The organism is Roseovarius atlanticus (assembly GCF_001441615.1).
Taxonomy (GTDB): domain Bacteria; phylum Pseudomonadota; class Alphaproteobacteria; order Rhodobacterales; family Rhodobacteraceae; genus Roseovarius; species Roseovarius atlanticus.
The window spans coordinates 20,490-36,912 of record NZ_LAXJ01000028.1 but is presented as its reverse complement, the minus strand read 5'-3'; the positions used below and the strand labels follow the sequence as shown (position 1 = coordinate 36,912).

Sequence of the window (16,423 nt, the reverse complement as noted above, 5' to 3'; positions counted from 1 at the left end):
TCTACTTTGCAGATGTGGGACACTTTAACTTTGCGCGTACAGTATAGAGTCGCATAATGTATCTTATGTTAATTTCAGAGATGCAAGTTAGATTATTTTTACCTGCGTGCCGACTTTGGCTAAATCAAACAATTCCACGATATGTTCGTTATAAAGACCAATGCATCCGCTGGAGGACCTCCTGCCAATTTTTCGTGTGTCTTGGGTGCCATGGATTCTATAATATTGCCAACTAAGACGCAGCGCCCTGATACCTAGCGGATTCTCTGGCCCTGGCGCCACATATTTTGGTAAGGTTGGGTCGCGCTCAAGCATTGAAGGTGTTGGTCGCCAATCGGGCGCAGGATCCTTGTAGACTACGCGAGTATACCCGCGGCGTGTGAGCTCTTCGCTCATGGGTACGCTCGTTGGATAAAGTTTGTAAATGCTTTCGTCTTCAGACCAGAACTGCAGCGCTCTGGAAACCGTATCGCACAATATCGCTCCGTTCTGAAGATTGTCGAAGTGATCTTGCCACTCGTCTATCGAAAATGAAGAGATATTCCGTTTAACTGTATCCGGCTCTGCATTGTTCTGAGACAAGCCGGGGCCGGCCGAAATTGATAATCCAGCTCCCATGATCGAACGCAAAGCCATTCTTCTATTGAGGAATCGTACCATTTCTTAAGCGTTCCTTTGCCGCTTCCATAAGACAGTTTTGCATGCTCTAGTTGCTTTAGGTTCAACTCAAGAAAACGTGAGTTTGAGCACGAAAAAAGCCGGATAGGCCGCCTCCAAACCCATATTTTTGGGAGTATACTTGCTCGCACGGTACGCTTTAGCCATGCCAGATGCCGCCACCGAGATCGCCAGGCTGTACGCCGCGCTTGCCGCTTCGGAGCCCCGCGCCGAGGCTGCCGGGAGCGAGCTGGCGTAGATCTGGGCCGTGGTCTCGACCTCGAAAGCGATGATCAAGCATCTGAAGCTGGACTCGCCAAACTCAGGAGAGAGCAATTTGGCCACAGCTCGGAACGCCGAGCCCGGCTGATCGACCAGTTGGAGCTGCAGCTCGAAGAGCTCGAGGCGGCCACCACCGAAGACGAGATTGAAGCCCTGAATGTGGCGAAGACCTCGACCGTCGACGGCCTCGAACGCCGACGCCCGACGCGCAAGCATTCACTGAACCATCTACCGCGCGAGCGCATGGTCATCGAAGCGCCTACCACCTGCTCCTTCTGCGGGTCGGACCGCATCGTGAAATTGGGCGAAGGCATCACCGAGACGCTTGAGGTCATCCCCCGGCAATGGAAGGTGGCCCGGACCGTCCGCGAGAAGATCAATCAGCTACCCGCCCCATTCCATCCGACGCCATGGGTATGGGCTGAGCCGAACCTGCCGGCGATGGTTCTGTTCGAGAAGTTCCGACCGCACCAACCGCTCATCCGCTAGGCCGAGCGCTACGCCTGGCAGGGTGTAGATCTCAGTCTATCGACCCTGGATGATAAGGTCGGGGCCTGTGCTGCCGCGCTCGAGCCGATCCACGCCCTGATCCGGACCCATTCTCTGGCGCCCGAGCGCCTGCACGGCGACGCCACCACGATCTCCCTCAGTCCCTTCACCTGCCTGCCCCCGGCGCTTTCTGTTCGGAGCATCAGGCCTGTGTCCCGGGTCAGCGCCAATTCCGAATATATGAGGTTCGGAATTGGCCCTGACCCTTACGTCCGGGGAAAATTCAAACGGCGGTTTTGGGCAAATTACGTCCGGCGGTTACAGAGATGCGCCGGTTGAAGGCACTTGAGCACGAAAACACCCGCCTGAAGAAGATCGTGACGGACCTGACACTGGATCGAAAAAGCTTCAGGATGTCATTGGCCGAAAGCTTTGCAGCCTCGCTGTTTACGCGAGGTTGTTACCGGGATGTACGTAGTTTGAAGTGTGTCGATCCGGAAGTCTGAAGGGGCCATCTGCTTTGACACGTGCCCGGCGAACGGATTTGGATGCCGTCGAGAGGCGGATCAAGGGTCTCACAGAGACGCGGGAGAGTCGGGTCTGAGGTCACAAGAACCGGCACAATTCGTTTTTGACCCGCGTGCCAACTTCGGCGGAAACTAAGAAATCCGTCCCAGTTACGTGCGTTTCGGTGACTCTTAATCTACTCTGCTTCTGCGACGTTGCCGTGGCCATAAAGGGCGGCGTTTTTATGTGCGCGATCCACATGCTCGAACTCCAGGCTAGAATGACGAATGCCAAAATCACCTCTCAGAAGGCTTTTGAGTGTGGCCTTGACATTTTCTGTCTTGCTCCATCCATCTGCCGTCAAAACGATGTGACAATCGAGTGCCACTTCGTGCTCTTGCATCTGCCATAAATGAACATGGTGCACGTCCTCGACACCTTCCGCACTCCGCAAAGCCTCGAGGACAGCGTTGTTGTCGATGCTGGGTGGGCTACCGAGCATCAATGTCCGGATAGGTTCGCCTATCTCGATAATAGCCAGATAGAGGATATAAAAAGCGATGCCGATGGTGATCGCCGGATCGACCCATCGCATGTCGTAAATAATGATTAAAGAGCCGCCAATGACTACCGCTACAGAAGCCAAGGCGTCGGACAGGTTGTGCAAAAAGAGCGCACGAATGTTCACGCTGCCCTTTTGCATCGAATAGGTGAGCAGCGCTGTCAAAGTGTCGACCACCAGTGCCACACCACCCAGAACTACCACTGTCCAGCCTTGGACTTCTGTGGGATCAATCAAACGTATGCCACCTTCATAGATGAGATACAATCCAATCAAGATAAGGGTTGTATAGTTGATTAAAGCCGCGACGATCTCGACTCTTCCGTAGCCGAATGTCATGCGATCGTCTGCGGGCCGACGAGCAATCTTTCGCGCGGCGAAGGCAATAACCAACGATGCCATGTCTGAGAAATTGTGCAGCGCATCCGCAATCAACGCGAGGCTTCCGGATAGTATCCCGCCGATAATCTGCGCGAATGTCAGAAGGCCATTAGCCCAGATGGCAATAAATACGCGTCGGTCGCCTGTTGCTGGGTCAGTTTGCGCGTGGCCGTGATCATGCGGCACGGTCTGCCTCCTCGTGACTGTGATTTCGTCGACTGGACTGGGAGTCTCTTGGTAGTTTTCCGCTCCGAATCGCACGTACTCGCGCGTTCATCCAGTGCCGTATGAAGCGGCGAAAGAGCCAGTTGCGCAAAAAACCGAAGTCTTGACGATACTCTGAGAAAAACTCGTCTGGCTCATCGAACGTGCCTAGATCACGGACAATACCATTGTCCTGGATGTAAGTGTCGGTACCGTTCCAACCGATAGGCGGTGCACTCAGGCATTCCGTCGCAACACCGAAACCGCATAGCGCCTCCTCATCGCCGAATTTCCGTTGAAGCGTTTGCAAAAAAGAAGTGTCTAGAATGAAACCCTCAAGATTTACCCAACCCTCAACTGTTTCGACCTCGACCCAAGAATGTAAAATTTCAGAAGGTGCGAGCGGGTAGACAAGTTCTGGCACGATGCCCCTCTGAAGTGCCTTGTGAATGGTAAACCCATGAAGCCTGCAACGTATGCCGACACTGCGAAGCAAAGCCATGAGGAGTGTACCCTTGGTGTTGCACTGACCGTAGCCATCCTCCAGCACCTCGGAGGCTTGAATGTCGTCAGAACGGTTATAACCAAAGGCAATTTCGTCCCTGACGAAGTTGTAGGCAGCGCCAATGCGATCATGTTCTGCAAGAGCTTTCCAGTGGCGGCCGTTGGTCAACTGCCGAATTGAAGTTGCGTCATAATTCAGCAATCGCGTTTTTTTTAGATAAGGCTCGACCTTCGTCATAGAATCTCTCCAAGACTAACATGTCGGGAATAATAGTTGCTACAGTGGCTATAGCTTCAACCCCAAACCTATGCGCACCTCGTGGATCGCATCCGCACGCGGCATCCCTTTTCCGACAAGAACGTCAACCTGCCGCAACAGCTGAACTATTTCGTCGGGCTTGTGTCACTTGTTTGCCATTCTCTGTCCTCCGTTTCCTAAACATAACGGTGGACCAATTTAGAGGGGGAGGTTCAGGACCGTTCGACTTTTTCAACTATTGATGCTGGCCTGTGCAGCTGCAAAGTCTTCCACTTCTCGGCCCCACACAAGGGCTGGACAGTATACCCCCCTGCAGGCCTTTTTCGCGTCAGCCGCATGCTAAATAACGGTCAACAGGTCGCGGAGCAGTTCTTCCAGATGCCGTGGGTGTCAGCGGTTCCTGCACCAGCAGATCGAGCGTCAAATAGCTCCTCGCCGAACACCATCTTTGCTAGCTGCCATCCAACTAGCGTGTTGCACGCGCTCAGTAAAATTTTCAAGTGTCGAACCCCCAAGTAGCACTCAAGCGCACGTCGTAAAACAACCTAAAATTCAGGCCAAAATCGTTAGCGGATGGGCTTTTGCGGCGGGAATATCAAGCGCCAATTTCTTGGTGATCGGTTAAGCACTCGGAATGGTCTCGAAGCACCTCCAGCACGCGACAATCCGACATTTGCCCGCCGCTGCATTCGCGCACCATTCTTTTTAATTCAGTACGAAGAGCCTCTAGACGGGCTAATCTTTGCTCGACTTGCTTTAGCTGCCGGCGGGCGATTGCATCGGCTTCCGCGCAGGACTTTTCCGGATGATCGCTGAGATCGAGGAGTTCACGGATCGCGTCCAGAGAAAATCCTAGTTGCCGTGCGTGCCGGACGAAAGATAGACGGTCGAGTTCGTCGAGGCCATAGCGCCGTTGGCCGCCTTGGGACCTGCCGGGTTCAGGCATAAGGCCGATCTGCTCGTAGTATCTGATGGTCTGCACTTTCGTTCCAGTCTTCTTCGCGAGCGTCCCTATTGTCAGCATTGCAGGTTCCCCATGTTACCTACAGTCAGTGTAGATTTACGCGGCGCGTATCGCAAGCTCCAACTGGGTCTCGCAGACCGGTGAGTGACCAATCGAGAAGTGCCAATGATGCTTGCACCTACAGCGGCTAGAGGATGTACGCATGTTAGATATCAAGAATCGGAACTCAAGGAGTAGCGCTAGATTTTCAAGTCTTCAGAGTTTATTTTGGGGTCTTGGCGCGTGGTGAGGATCCGGAACAGGATCAATTTTTGCAAGGCACTAGCCAATAACTGCGGCATCATGGGACGCGGGCCAAATCTGTATTCGAAAGAACTGCTGTTTTGCACGAAGCCCGAACAGGCATCGCTGTTGACCAGTCGGTTGGACAATTGGCTATGCTCCCTGCTTGACAGGTTGAAGGCATCGCAAGGCGTCAGGACATTGCACAGTGCGTCATCTTGCCCAGACAGAACGCTTAGATAAAGAGGTCAGAGAATGCGTATAGCCTTGGCTTGGTATCGCGGGTTGCTTGTGAGTTTTGCAATCTTTCTGGTTTTAGTGGCAAGTCCTGTTCGCGCCTTGGAGTCCAATGCGTATCGGTCCGAAGCACTGACGGCGCGCTTGATCGTCGCGGAAGCGGGAATCGCCCCGGGATCGCTGTTTCTTTCGGCGGGTTTGAAGATTGAATTGGAGGAAGGATGGAAAGCGTACTGGCGGTCACCCGGCGAGGTTGGCCTGCCGCCGGAGATCGACTGGGAAGGGTCCACAAACCTTGAATCCGTCGACATGCTTTGGCCCGCACCCACGCGTTTTCGCGCCTTCGGAATTGAAAACTTTGGCTACGGCAAGAAAGTTACATTTCCGTTACAATTGCAGCTTATGGATTCTGATAGGTCAGCCGAGCTGAAGGCAATCGTCAATCTGCTGATCTGCTCCAATGTGTGCGTCCCGGAAAGGTTTGAACTGACTCTCCCTGTTCCATTGGGATCCGGCGTCGACGCTAGAGCCGCGACCGAAATCGCGACATGGGCCGCTCGCGTACCTGTCGTAGGAACAGAAAGCGCAATAGCGATCTCGGGCGCAGCGCTGAAGCAGGGTCAATCTTTGGTTATTCACATGACGCGGCCTTCTGGCTGGAACAATCCCGATATTTTTCCGGAGTCTGATGCAGGCTCTGCATTCGGTGCGCCCGATATCCGCCTTACAAATGATCGTACCGGTCTTTGGGCAAGTATTCCGATTCTCGCGTTAAGCGAGGAACAATCCTCCCTTCGAATTACTGTCGTGGACGACGATGTCGCGGTTACATTCGATGATGTGAACACCACCGACATTGTACCTGCTCCACCTTACGCATCCGAAACCGGCCAAGATAGGGGTCAGTTTTTCCCGATTCTCTTGCTGTCCTTCCTGGGAGGGTTGATAGTGAACGTAATGCCATGCGTCTTGCCAGTTCTATCGATCAAATTCGGATCGGCGCTTCGAATGAAGAATCGCTCCGTTTCACAATTGCGCGCGGGGTTTGTCGCTACGGCTGGGGGAACTGTTGCTTTCATGTGGGTACTGGCCTTTGCGGTCATAGCGCTGCAGATGCTCGGATATGCCGTTGGATGGGGTATGCAATTTCAGAATGCATATTTCTTGACAGCACTCATTCTCGTTGTCGGACTCTTCGCGACTAATTTGTTTGGAGTTTTTGAAATTTCTTTGCCCAGCAGTTGGATGGCGAGGCTATCTGGCCGCTTTGGGCGGGGGTATGCCGAAGACTTCTCCACCGGCGCTCTGGCTGCGATACTTGCAACGCCTTGTTCCGCCCCGTTGCTGGGGACAGCCATTGCCTTCGCGCTTTCCGGCACGACAGGCGATATACTTGCGGTTTTCACAGCGATGGGGATTGGGCTTGCACTGCCATATATTCTGGTTGCCGCTTGGCCTGGTTTTCTGTCCCGACTGCCCAAACCGGGACCTTGGATGATAAGCTTGAAAATTGTTCTCGGATTGCTGCTTGCCGGAACCGTTGCATGGCTATGCTGGGTCTTGATTGGTGTGACGTCGCCAACCCTCACAGGCTTGGTGCTGCTGGGTCTTGGGTTCATCGTACTGGCTACGAGAGCCTATCAGGCCCAGCCCAATAACGGTTTGCTGTGGGGAATGACTGCGGTTTTGGGCATGACGTTGGCGGCCCCTGCACTGCTGCCAAAAGGCTCCGATGATGTAACAGACTCGATCAATTCTTACTGGGTCGAGTTCGACCGGTCCCGGATCGCGCGTGAAGTGTCGCAAGGCAAAACCGTATTCGTGGACGTTACTGCGGATTGGTGCATCACTTGTAAAGCAAACAAAACCCTGGTCCTAGATCGTGAACCAGTTTTGGGAGCACTTGGCGAGGAAGCGGTGATTGCGATGCGCGCGGATTGGACGCGACCGGACGCGAGAATCCAATCCTATCTCGAGACACACGGCAGATACGCAATTCCGTTCAACATCGTCTACGGTCCAGATGCGCCTGAAGGTATCATTCTATCTGAATTGCTATCCGTGGATGCGGTTCTCGAAGCGCTGTCGGCTGCCGATCTCAGCGCTGTCCGAAAACGATGAAATAGTGCCGTTGCATCGCTCAAGAGAGGCAGAACCTGCAATGGTTCAGTTTCAGGTGAAGGGAAGCTGTTATGTATCTGAGAATTCGCAGCCTCAATTTATTTTTTGATCCGATCCAATCGGGCCGTGGCGGCGGCACGCGTCGGGTCGGTTTCCGGAAGGCTTTCGGCCAAGCTGCGCGCTTTGCCGGCGGCGTTCTGGGCAGCATCAAAGTCACCCAACACACTGTACGCCTCCGCTAGCCGAAGCCATCCTTCAAGATTGGCTGGGTCATTCAACAATCGCGCCGCCAAGCGGTCAACCATGGAGCGGACAAAAGTGCTGCGCTCCTCGACTGACATATCTTGGGCGGCCTCGATATCGACCGCACGGGGGCCCCGTGCGTCCTGTGGATCCGGAATTAAATCAGCTAGAGTGACAGGGGTCTCTCCGACCTGTTCCCCCAATCGGTTGGCGACAGACAGAAAAAGTTCCATCCACGGATAGGCGCGATCCGCTCTCTTGAGACGCTCGATCAAAAGCGCCCTCGCTTCCTCTGGAACCCCGTCCTGTTCGAGGATCCGGGCCCTATAGAAAATTGGGCCTGGATCATCAGGGTCCATCTCTGATGCACGTTCGATCACGCTTTCCGCTTGCGGCGTCACGATCCCGTTCTCGGCTGCGATCAAGGCCTCGGCAAATAGCAGTAGGGTTGAGATATCTACATTGTCGCGAACTGTGACGCGTTCGAATGCATCGGCGGCATCATCGTAACGAGCTGTACGCATATAGGTCTGACCGAGCAGAACCCAACCATCACTTGGTCCACCCGACGGGTCAGCTTCAAGCCGGGTTTTTAATCTCTGGGTTAACTCTGAGAGGTTTGCGGCTTTCTGGATTTCAGATGCGCGAGACGCCAGAGGCTGGCTTTCGATCTTTGGCGAGCCGATTTGAGAATACAAAGCAAAGGCTACCAATGGCGTAGCAATGGCGGACGCGAAGATGATGCTTCGCCCACTTGCGCGCGACGACTCACGTGTCGCAAGCCGACCGGCAGCCAGAATGCGGCGTTTGATTTCAACCCTGGCCGCGTCCCCCTCGGTAACGGATATCAGATTCCGCTCTTGATCAATATCAATTTCGGAAAGCTGATCCTTGAGGATAACCAACGCTCCATCCTTTCTATTCAGGACTTCACCCGTTCGATAGAGACAGGACAAGAACAGGAGGGCGGTGATGGATGCCATCGCGCCTAACACCAACCAAATCATGGGCCTCTCCGTCCTTCATTCTCCTTAAAAATGGCCTCGAACTCACGCTCTTCATCGGGGCTCAGTGGATCAGCAGTGCCATCAAGAACCGCCCTGCTTCGGCGCCTGATTGTGACAAAGACAACGCTAATCCCAACGGCAAGAAGAACCGCAGGTCCGAACCACAACAAATATGTGGCGGGTTTCAGTCGCGGCTTGAAAAGGACGAAGTCACCGTAGCGATCTACGAAAAACGCAATGATCTCGTCATCTGTTTCACCTGCAATCAGACGTTCGCGCAGCAAGGTGCGCATCGTTCGGGCAACACCAGCATTCGAGCTATCGATATCCTGATTTTGGCAGACAACGCAGCGTAACTGCTTTGAAAGCTCCCGGGCGCGCGACTCAAGCACCGGATCATCCAGCAACTCATCTGGCTCCACAGCCCAGGCCGCGGTTGTCGCGGCAAGCACCAGTACGAGTAAATAGAGCCAACCCTTCATGATTGACCACCTGCTGCGGCCAACGCAGCACGAATTTCATCCTGTGCCTCTGGCGTCACAATGGGACCAACATAGCGATAGACTACGATCCCCGTTCCATCGATCACGAAAGTCTCCGGTACGCCGGAGATACCCCACTCAATCCCGACGCGGCCTTCGCTGTCTGATCCGATCCTCTCATAGGGGTTGCCAAGCTCCTCCAGCCAATTGGCTGCATCTGCTGATTTGTCCATGTAGTTGATCCCCATCAGCCGAACACCGTCCTGTTCGACAAGCCTTGTGAGCACCACATGCTCAGCACGACAGGGCACGCACCATGAAGCGAATACATTGACCAAAACCGGCTCGCCAACGCTACGAAGGGCTGCGGACGACAGTCCGGGTGTCTGAGTACCCTCTACCGGTGGGAGTTCAAAATCCGGAACTGGTTCGGAGACCAAAGCGGAAGGGATTGCGTTAGGATCACGGTCTGGGTTGAGCCCCCAGAACAAAAATCCACCCAAGACTACTGCGATCAGCGCTGGCAGCGCGAGAATGATTTTCTTCATCGTATCATTCCGCCGGTTGAAGCGCTGACGACCGGCTCTTTGGCGACGGCGCACCCACCCGCAATCTCCGGTCCGATAGCGAGAGGGACCCGCCAAGCACCAGCATCGTCGCTCCGATCCATATCCAATTAACCAGTGGTTCGTAGAGGATGCGCAAATTCCACTGGCCCGACGCCGTTTCGGCCGCAGGTTCACTGATGGTGACGTAGAGATCACCGCTTAGCGTTGATCGGATTGCAGATTCGGTTGTGGACGTCCCCGCAACTGGATAGCTTCTGCGCTCCGGACGAAGAAGCGTAATCTCCCGTCCATCTTTCAAGACGCGAAGCTGGCCTTGTTGTGCGATGTAGTTTGGACCACGGAACCGTTCGACGCCGTCGAATATTACCTCAAAACCTGCGATGTCCACGGTCGACCCCGGTTCTGCGAAAAGAACACGTTCTTCCTTCCAGGCTGTTGAACCTACGAATCCAAGCACAAGCATTGCAACGCCGAGATGCGCGAGCGTCATACCGTGCGCGGAGCGCGGCAGGTTCCGCGCGCGACGCAGCGACTGAGAAAGCGGTAGATCAAAGAGCTTGATACGCAGCGCCCATTCGCGCAAAGTCGCAAAAAAAACCCAGGCTGCAATCCCTATTGAGACCACAGCGAGCAGGGGCCCGTTTGTCTGAAGGTACCAAACGATCCCCGCGACACCAATCGCGATACCAAAAATCAAACGCAGCCGTTGCCAGATACCGGGAAGATCGGCCCGTTTCCAAGACAGGAATGGGCCAACTCCCATTATTATGACGAGCGGCAGCATGAAAGGGATAAAAGTCGCGTTGAAATACGGTGGTCCTACAGAGATCTTTTCTTCAGTCACCGCTTCCACAAACAATGGATAGAGTGTTCCAAAAAGGACGGTCGCCGTTGCGGTCGCGAGCAGAAGATTATTGAGCAAAAGCCCAGCCTCGCGGCTGATTGGCCGAAAGACGCCAACCGATCCAAGCTGAGGCGCGCGCCATGCGTAAAGTGTCAGTGAGCCGACAATTGTCACACCAAGAAGGCCGAGAATGTACACGCCGCGCGCTGGGTCGACCGCGAACGCGTGAACGGATGTCAAAATGCCGGATCTGACGATAAATGTCCCAAGAAGTGACAGAGAAAAGGTCAGGATGGCTAAAAGAATGGTCCAGCTTTTGAACGTATCCCGCTTTTCCGTGACAATAGCCGAGTGCAGGAGTGCCGTGCCGAGAAGCCAAGGCATGAAGGATGCGTTTTCAACCGGGTCCCAAAACCACCAGCCGCCCCAGCCAAGTTCGTAATACGCCCACCAAGAGCCGAGTGCGATCCCCGCAGTGAGGCTGATCCAGGCCGTCAGAGTCCATGGCCGCACCCAACGCGCCCATGCGGGATCCACCCGGCCCTCTATCAGAGCCGCGACCGCGAAGGAGAAGACGATCGAGAAGCCGACATACCCAAAATACAAGAGCGGGGGGTGCATCGCCAACCCGATGTCCTGCAGAAGCGGGTTAAGATCCGTGCCATCCAGAGGCGGCGGGAAAACCCGCTCGAACGGATTGGATGTAAAGAGCATGAAGCTCAGGAAACCGACACTAATCCAGGCTTGAACCGATAACGTTCGCGCTTTGAGACCAACCGGAATGTTTCTGCCCAGCAGCGCGACCCCAGCCCCGAAAAGTACGAGAATAAGGGTCCAGAGAAGCAGGGACCCTTCGTGGCTGCCCCAAGTGCCCGCAACCTTGAAGATCATCGGCTTTAGCGAGTGGGAATTTTCCACTACGTTTTGAACAGTGAAATCACTGACAACAAATGAGCGCATGAGTGCGCCAAACGCAATTGCAACCAATGTCACCTGAATCGCGGCTGTCGTCTTCGCACTTTCCATCCAAAGCACGCGCCCCGTGTTCGCCCCTACAATTGGCAGGACACTTTGAACAATTGCGACTGCAAGCGCCAAGACTAGCGCAAACTGTCCAATCTCAGGCGTCATGTTGCATGTTCCCGACGAGCGCTCTCGGATCACGGAGAACGACTTCTCCACTATGGCATTGGTCAACGAGATTTCTTATCATTTCGATCTACTTCGGCCAGTCGAGAACGGTTTCGCGAATTATTGACATCGACCCAACCGGAAACTTTCTGTGTCCAAGTCGCGATTGGAGCCACTGTGTTGATTCGACTTCATCGTAGTTCCTGAAGCAGCTGTAGGTTCAAACGTTTTAATTTTTGCTTTGGCTCTCAGATCCGCTGATTGCTATCTTTTAATATTTAAAACGCTTTGCACGGACCTTGGCATCGTGGATGCTTGCAGATCGTCACCAGCGTGACGTCGATCGCGAACCTAACCAATACGACAAATGACAATCTGGGCAGTCATTCAAAACGGATGGCAACTTCCCATTCACAGTCGCGTGACGTGCCGTCTCAGAAGGATAAAAGAGCTTGAACCTACAGCTGCTGCAGGATGTACGAGAAAGAAAAAATCGGAGCAGAAATTGTGCAAAGCTGCGTGGTGCTTTCAGGTCTTCAGAAGATATTGTGGATGCTGGCGGGTGCGGCATCGTTCGCCTTTATCGGGTTTTTGTTATCGGCTGACTACCGTGCCGCCAGCTGGCGAGATGTAAGTGAACCGCCGTTTTTTGCGGAGTTCGAACTAACAGGGCACAATGGAATGGTTTTTACAGAAGAGGACTTCGAAGGCCAGTGGATGCTGGTTTTCTTCGGCTTCACAAATTGTCCTGACATCTGTCCAACGACGCTCTCAGAGGTCGCAGCGGTGATGGAGGGTTTGGGAGATGACGCGTCAAAAGTCCAACCAATCTTCATCACGATAGATCCCCAACGAGACAACCCGACCGCACTGGCGCAGTATGTGCCAAAGTTCGACGCGGGCATCATCGGGCTCACAGGCACACCGGAACAGATCGATGAGACATCCGAAACCTTTCCAATCTTCTACGAGCGGATCGAGGAAGCTGCAGCATCAGACGGCTATACAATGGGGCATACATCACATCTTTTCCTTTTCGACACGCAAGCAGGCTTCGCAAAATCTTGGCCCTATGGCACCCCCGCTCAAGATATCCTCGCCGACCTAAGAGAGAGGCTCTGATTTTATGACCCGACTTTCCGGAGAGACTGCTCTCGGCCTGGCTTGGTTCATCGCGCTAAACGCATCTCTCGCCGTACTCTTCATCGGGGAGGTGCTGGGGCAGACTCCTTGCTTACTCTGCTGGGTTCAACGCACTTTCATGTTCCCCTTGGCCATAATTCTCGGGCTTGGGCTGTGGTGGCAGGACCGGCGCGTCGGTCGCTACGCGATCGCGCTGGCTATCGGTGGCGCCGCCATAGCACTTTGGCACCTCGGCCTCTATTTCGGGCTGATTCCCGAACGCATCCAGCCCTGCACTGCGAGCGGCCCATCCTGTACCGACGACAATCAATTGTTCTTCGGCATTCCTATCCCACTGATGGCGCTCGTCGCCTTCGCGATGATCGGTCTGCTGTCGGCTGTCTCACTGAAGGAAACACAAAAATGAAACGACGCGGCCTCATCCTGTCCGTTCTCGCTCTCGGTGCCGCCGGTTTCGGCGGTGCCGCATGGTACGCAACCCGCCCCGAGGCGATTGCCGAGGCCGCCCCCGTCGACCCGCAATTGGCCGATGGGCTGATCCGGCCCTATTCCCCGATCCTCGGCCCCGAGACGGCGCCTGTCACGATTGTCGAGTTTTTCGATCCAGCTTGCGAGGCGTGCCGCGCATTCTATCCCGTGGTCAAGGATATCATGGCTGGGCACGGTAATGCGGTACGTGTCGTAATTAGATACACTGCCTTTCACGGGGACGCTTCGGTGGAAGCGATCCGTGTTCTTGAAGCTGCGCGGATGCAGGACGTGTTCGAACCGGTGCTCGAAGCGGTCTTGCAAGAGCAGCCCCGATGGGCGTCCCATGGTGCGCCGGAGCCGGGTTTGCTCCTTGAGATTGCCGCAAGCGGAGGTCTGGATGTCGAAGCTGCCCAGACGCAGATGCTGGCCCCCGATGTTGTAGCGGTGCTGAACCAAGACCGTGCCGATGTCAAAACGTTTGGCGTGCGACAAACGCCCACGTTTTACGTAAATGCCAAACCGCTAGACCCGTTCGGTGAGGCGGAACTACGGCGGCTGGTGGCGACGGAAGTTGCGGCCAGCCAAAGTTGATACGCGGTCAGATGCAGGAGAAATTGTCGTGAAAAAACTTCCACACATCAAGGGATTGGCCTTTCTCTTGCTGCTCACGGGCCTGTCGGCCCCGGGATTTGCCGGCTCGGAGGATGTCGTCGTCGAGAGCGCGTGGTCCCGCGCCTCGATCGGCACGAGCCGTCCGGGGGCTGCCTACATGACCGTGCGCAACAGGGGTGACGACGCCGTTACGCTGACCAAAATTGCGACACCGCTGGCAATGATGCCCCAGATCCATGAGACGAAAACCGACTCCGCTGGCCTCAGTTCCATGGCGCCTGCAGGCGAGATCACGATTGAGCCCGGCCAAAGCGTGGCATTGGAGCCGGGCGGGCTGCACGCCATGCTCATGAAGCTGCAAGAGCCGATGGCCGAAGGCGAGACTTTCCCGCTGACACTGACCTTCTCGGATGGCGGCAAGGTGACGGTCGAGGTCCCAATCCTCGGGATCGCCGCGCGTGGACCAGAGGGCTGATGCAACGTCGGCAGCTCCTTCTATACGGCGCAGCCGGTGCCGGCGTCCTTGGCATGACGCTCTTCGTGGGCTGGTGGCGGGTGGACGGGCTTGGTGCGCCTGAACCAAAAGGGCAGCGGCCCCTGCCCCTATCGGCGATGGAGTTTCGGCTGACCGACCACGAGGGAAATGAGGTAGGGCCTGGCACCCTGATCGGTCGTCCGACAATGGTATTCTTCGGGTTCACCTACTGCCCGGACATCTGCCCGACGACCCTATCGGATATTTCCGGCTGGCTTGAGGAACTGGGCGACGAAGCATCAGAGATGAACGTTGTCTTCATCACGGTCGATCCGGAGCGGGACACGGTTGAGGCCATGGCCGAATATGTCGGCTATTTTCATCCGGTCATTCGTGGCTGGACGGGGCCGGAAGACCAGATTGCCCGCGCCACAGAAGGGTTTCGTGCCTCATTTGAGCGCGTCCCGACTGAGGGCGGCGGCTATACGATGAACCATACGGCAAGCGTATTCCTGTTCGATGCCGAGGGTGAGCTCGTCACGATGATCGACTATCACGAACCAAGAGAATTCGCGGTGCCAAAGATCCGGCGCGCACTGACAGAAAACGTAGAGGGGGCAAAATGAAGATAGGAACTGTCTTGGCGGCCGTGGCGGTCGCAGGCGCGATTTCGGTTGCCGGCATCGCCATCTCTGGCGTTCTGTCCAAAGAACCGGTGCCCCCTTCGATTGCTGAAGCGACCCTCTGGACTCCCGATCCGCTCACGCCGCCCCGGATTGCCGAAATCAATTCGGTCCGCCCCACACTCGCCCAGGCGGATATCGCATTCGAGTTCAGACCCGTGCCCCTCCTGACCGTTTCCCCCACAGATACCTCCTTGCCATCTATCGAGCCCTCGCTGGTCACCTGGTCGCGCGAGATTGCGTCGGGCGAGACGCTTGATGCGGTCCTCTCCGATGCGGGGCTGGATGCTTCGGATCGCGCCGAAATCGCCTTGGCGATTGGCGCGGAATACGATTTGCGCCGTCTGCGTCCGGGTCACATCGTTACCGTGGTTTCCACAACGGACGACAACCCGCGTCGTGTAGAACTCGCCGTCGAAGACGGTGTCCGGATAGAGGCGGTCTTCGGCGAACTGCTTGCCGCTCGCGTGTTGGAGCCGGACCCCGAATTGGTGACTTTCGCCGGCAAGGCGGTGATCGAGAGCTCGATTTTCGCTGCCCTGGACACGGCAGACATCCCCGCCCGTTTTGCGGTGGACCTGGCGCAGATGCTGGGCGGCACCGTGGATTTCCGTCGTGATCTCGCGGGTGGCGAGACGATGCGCCTCCTTTGGCGCGAGGCCCGAGACGGGAACAAGAGGATTGGTCAGCCTGAGCTTGCCTTCGCTGAGCTGGATCTTGGTGGATCGGTCTACGAGATCGTCTGGCCGGACGACGGCAGCGGTCAAGCGACGATCTATGTCGACGGAGAAGTGCTGCGCGTGTTTGCGCAACCGGTGGAAGGAGCGCGGCTGAGTTCCGTCTTTGGCCGTCGCACACACCCAGTCTATGGGAATGTGCGCATGCACACCGGCGTCGACTTTGCCGCGGCAAGCGGTACGCCGGTAAAAGCAACGGCGCCCGGACGCGTGAGCTTTATCGGACGTCGTGGTGGATATGGCCGGGTGGTGGAGATAGCGCATGGATCCGACACCTTGACACGATACGCACATCTCAGCGAGGTGCCGGACACACTCGAACAAGGGCAGCGAGTGATGGCCGGAGATTTGATCGGCCGCGTCGGTGCAACTGGCACCGCAACCGGCCCAAATCTGCATTATGAGGTTCTGGTCGACGGTCGCCCGACCGATCCTCTCTCTGACGACCGACTAGCAGAGGCGGCCGAGCGTGAAGCGGACGACACGGCCGCGCTTGAGCGACTGAGTGAGGCGCGTTCACTTCTGGCTGAGAGGCTCGCCAGCGAATTTGCCGAAACGACAACCGAAAGGCTTTGAT

The 16,423-nt window shown here is 55.7% G+C and carries 16 protein-coding genes and 1 pseudogene; 8 read left to right on the top strand and 9 right to left on the bottom strand.

Annotated elements, in window-relative coordinates; all coding sequences use genetic code 11:
* Positions 1 to 87: 87 nt before the first annotated feature.
* Complete coding sequence (locus XM53_RS22750) at positions 88 to 660, bottom strand: L,D-transpeptidase (protein WP_082631147.1); 573 nt, start codon at positions 658 to 660, stop codon at positions 88 to 90.
* Positions 661 to 823: 163 nt separating this feature from the next.
* On the opposite strand from XM53_RS22750, the pseudogene XM53_RS20030 reads away from it, so the two are divergent.
* Positions 824 to 1,587: pseudogene (locus XM53_RS20030) on the top strand (transposase); the annotation flags it as partial.
* A 544-nt stretch (positions 1,588 to 2,131) separates the two neighbouring features.
* Here XM53_RS20030 and XM53_RS20025 read toward each other — a convergent pair.
* From XM53_RS20025 to XM53_RS23225, 4 genes are all read right to left on the bottom strand, one after another.
* Positions 2,132 to 3,064, bottom strand: a complete 933-nt coding sequence (locus XM53_RS20025; protein ID WP_057796594.1) for a cation diffusion facilitator family transporter — start codon at positions 3,062 to 3,064, stop codon at positions 2,132 to 2,134.
* Entirely contained in the window at positions 3,054 to 3,824 is a 771-nt protein-coding gene (locus XM53_RS20020; RefSeq protein WP_057796593.1) for a transglutaminase-like domain-containing protein, read from the bottom strand. The genes XM53_RS20025 and XM53_RS20020 overlap by 11 nt, the downstream gene beginning before the upstream one ends.
* Before the next feature lie 616 nt (positions 3,825 to 4,440).
* Positions 4,441 to 4,869, bottom strand: a complete 429-nt coding sequence (locus tag XM53_RS20015; RefSeq protein WP_057796592.1) for a MerR family transcriptional regulator — start codon at positions 4,867 to 4,869, stop codon at positions 4,441 to 4,443.
* A 179-nt stretch (positions 4,870 to 5,048) separates the two neighbouring features.
* Entirely contained in the window at positions 5,049 to 5,240 is a 192-nt protein-coding gene (locus tag XM53_RS23225; protein ID WP_144435627.1) for a hypothetical protein, read from the bottom strand.
* Positions 5,241 to 5,346: 106 nt separating this feature from the next.
* Here XM53_RS23225 and XM53_RS20010 point away from each other — a divergent pair, with 106 nt between their 5' ends.
* Entirely contained in the window at positions 5,347 to 7,449 is a 2,103-nt protein-coding gene (locus XM53_RS20010) for a protein-disulfide reductase DsbD family protein (RefSeq protein WP_057796591.1), read from the top strand.
* 98 nt (positions 7,450 to 7,547) lie between these two features.
* Here XM53_RS20010 and ccmI read toward each other — a convergent pair whose 3' ends face one another.
* Genes ccmI through XM53_RS19990 form a run of 4 tightly spaced genes read right to left on the bottom strand, consistent with a single transcriptional unit; the run spans position 7,548 to position 11,725 of the window.
* Complete coding sequence (ccmI, locus tag XM53_RS20005) at positions 7,548 to 8,699, bottom strand: c-type cytochrome biogenesis protein CcmI (RefSeq protein WP_057796590.1); 1,152 nt, start codon at positions 8,697 to 8,699, stop codon at positions 7,548 to 7,550.
* Complete coding sequence (locus XM53_RS20000) at positions 8,696 to 9,181, bottom strand: cytochrome c-type biogenesis protein (RefSeq protein ID WP_057796589.1); 486 nt, start codon at positions 9,179 to 9,181, stop codon at positions 8,696 to 8,698. Before XM53_RS20000 ends, ccmI begins: the two co-directional genes overlap by 4 nt.
* Positions 9,178 to 9,729, bottom strand: coding sequence for a DsbE family thiol:disulfide interchange protein (locus XM53_RS19995; protein ID WP_057796588.1), 552 nt, complete (start codon positions 9,727 to 9,729; stop codon positions 9,178 to 9,180). The genes XM53_RS20000 and XM53_RS19995 overlap by 4 nt, the downstream gene beginning before the upstream one ends.
* Positions 9,730 to 9,733: 4 nt before the next feature.
* The gene (locus XM53_RS19990) at positions 9,734 to 11,725 is read right to left on the bottom strand and encodes a heme lyase CcmF/NrfE family subunit (protein WP_057796639.1); all 1,992 of its coding nucleotides are present in this window, start codon (positions 11,723 to 11,725) and stop codon (positions 9,734 to 9,736) included.
* Positions 11,726 to 12,277: 552 nt separating this feature from the next.
* Between XM53_RS19990 and XM53_RS19985 the strand changes: the two genes are divergently transcribed.
* The 6 genes from XM53_RS19985 to XM53_RS19960 are packed head-to-tail and all read left to right on the top strand — an operon-like array spanning position 12,278 to position 16,422.
* Complete coding sequence (locus tag XM53_RS19985) at positions 12,278 to 12,847, top strand: SCO family protein (protein ID WP_172977597.1); 570 nt, start codon at positions 12,278 to 12,280, stop codon at positions 12,845 to 12,847.
* Between the two features lie 4 nt (positions 12,848 to 12,851).
* Positions 12,852 to 13,274 carry a disulfide bond formation protein B gene (locus XM53_RS19980; RefSeq protein ID WP_057796587.1) on the top strand — a complete coding sequence of 141 codons (423 nt, stop codon included), beginning with the start codon at positions 12,852 to 12,854 and terminating at the stop codon, positions 13,272 to 13,274.
* Positions 13,271 to 13,930, top strand: coding sequence for a DsbA family protein (locus XM53_RS19975; protein ID WP_057796586.1), 660 nt, complete (start codon positions 13,271 to 13,273; stop codon positions 13,928 to 13,930). Before XM53_RS19980 ends, XM53_RS19975 begins: the two co-directional genes overlap by 4 nt.
* 28 nt (positions 13,931 to 13,958) lie before the next feature.
* Positions 13,959 to 14,426 carry a copper chaperone PCu(A)C gene (locus tag XM53_RS19970; protein ID WP_236544576.1) on the top strand — a complete coding sequence of 156 codons (468 nt, stop codon included), beginning with the start codon at positions 13,959 to 13,961 and terminating at the stop codon, positions 14,424 to 14,426.
* The gene (locus XM53_RS19965; protein ID WP_057796585.1) at positions 14,426 to 15,052 is read left to right on the top strand and encodes an SCO family protein; all 627 of its coding nucleotides are present in this window, start codon (positions 14,426 to 14,428) and stop codon (positions 15,050 to 15,052) included. The genes XM53_RS19970 and XM53_RS19965 overlap by 1 nt, the downstream gene beginning before the upstream one ends.
* Positions 15,049 to 16,422 carry a M23 family metallopeptidase gene (locus XM53_RS19960; protein WP_057796584.1) on the top strand — a complete coding sequence of 458 codons (1,374 nt, stop codon included), beginning with the start codon at positions 15,049 to 15,051 and terminating at the stop codon, positions 16,420 to 16,422. The genes XM53_RS19965 and XM53_RS19960 overlap by 4 nt, the downstream gene beginning before the upstream one ends.
* The last annotated feature ends 1 nt before the right edge of the window (position 16,423 follow it).

Bases quoted from the DNA above. Each gene is read 5' to 3' on its own strand.
- ccmI (WP_057796590.1), bottom strand. From the start codon at position 8,699: ATGATTTGGTTGGTGTTAGGCGCGATGGCATCCATCACCGCCCTCCTG.
- XM53_RS20000 (WP_057796589.1), bottom strand. From the start codon at position 9,181: ATGAAGGGTTGGCTCTATTTACTCGTACTGGTGCTTGCCGCGACAACC.
- XM53_RS22750 (WP_082631147.1), bottom strand. From the start codon at position 660: ATGGTACGATTCCTCAATAGAAGAATGGCTTTGCGTTCGATCATGGGA.
- XM53_RS19960 (WP_057796584.1), top strand. From the start codon at position 15,049: ATGAAGATAGGAACTGTCTTGGCGGCCGTGGCGGTCGCAGGCGCGATT.
- XM53_RS20015 (WP_057796592.1), bottom strand. From the start codon at position 4,869: ATGCTGACAATAGGGACGCTCGCGAAGAAGACTGGAACGAAAGTGCAG.
- XM53_RS19975 (WP_057796586.1), top strand. From the start codon at position 13,271: ATGAAACGACGCGGCCTCATCCTGTCCGTTCTCGCTCTCGGTGCCGCC.
- XM53_RS19985 (WP_172977597.1), top strand. From the start codon at position 12,278: ATGCTGGCGGGTGCGGCATCGTTCGCCTTTATCGGGTTTTTGTTATCG.
- XM53_RS19980 (WP_057796587.1), top strand. From the start codon at position 12,852: ATGACCCGACTTTCCGGAGAGACTGCTCTCGGCCTGGCTTGGTTCATC.
- XM53_RS19995 (WP_057796588.1), bottom strand. From the start codon at position 9,729: ATGAAGAAAATCATTCTCGCGCTGCCAGCGCTGATCGCAGTAGTCTTG.
- XM53_RS20020 (WP_057796593.1), bottom strand. From the start codon at position 3,824: ATGACGAAGGTCGAGCCTTATCTAAAAAAAACGCGATTGCTGAATTAT.
- XM53_RS19990 (WP_057796639.1), bottom strand. From the start codon at position 11,725: ATGACGCCTGAGATTGGACAGTTTGCGCTAGTCTTGGCGCTTGCAGTC.
- XM53_RS19965 (WP_057796585.1), top strand. From the start codon at position 14,426: ATGCAACGTCGGCAGCTCCTTCTATACGGCGCAGCCGGTGCCGGCGTC.
- XM53_RS20010 (WP_057796591.1), top strand. From the start codon at position 5,347: ATGCGTATAGCCTTGGCTTGGTATCGCGGGTTGCTTGTGAGTTTTGCA.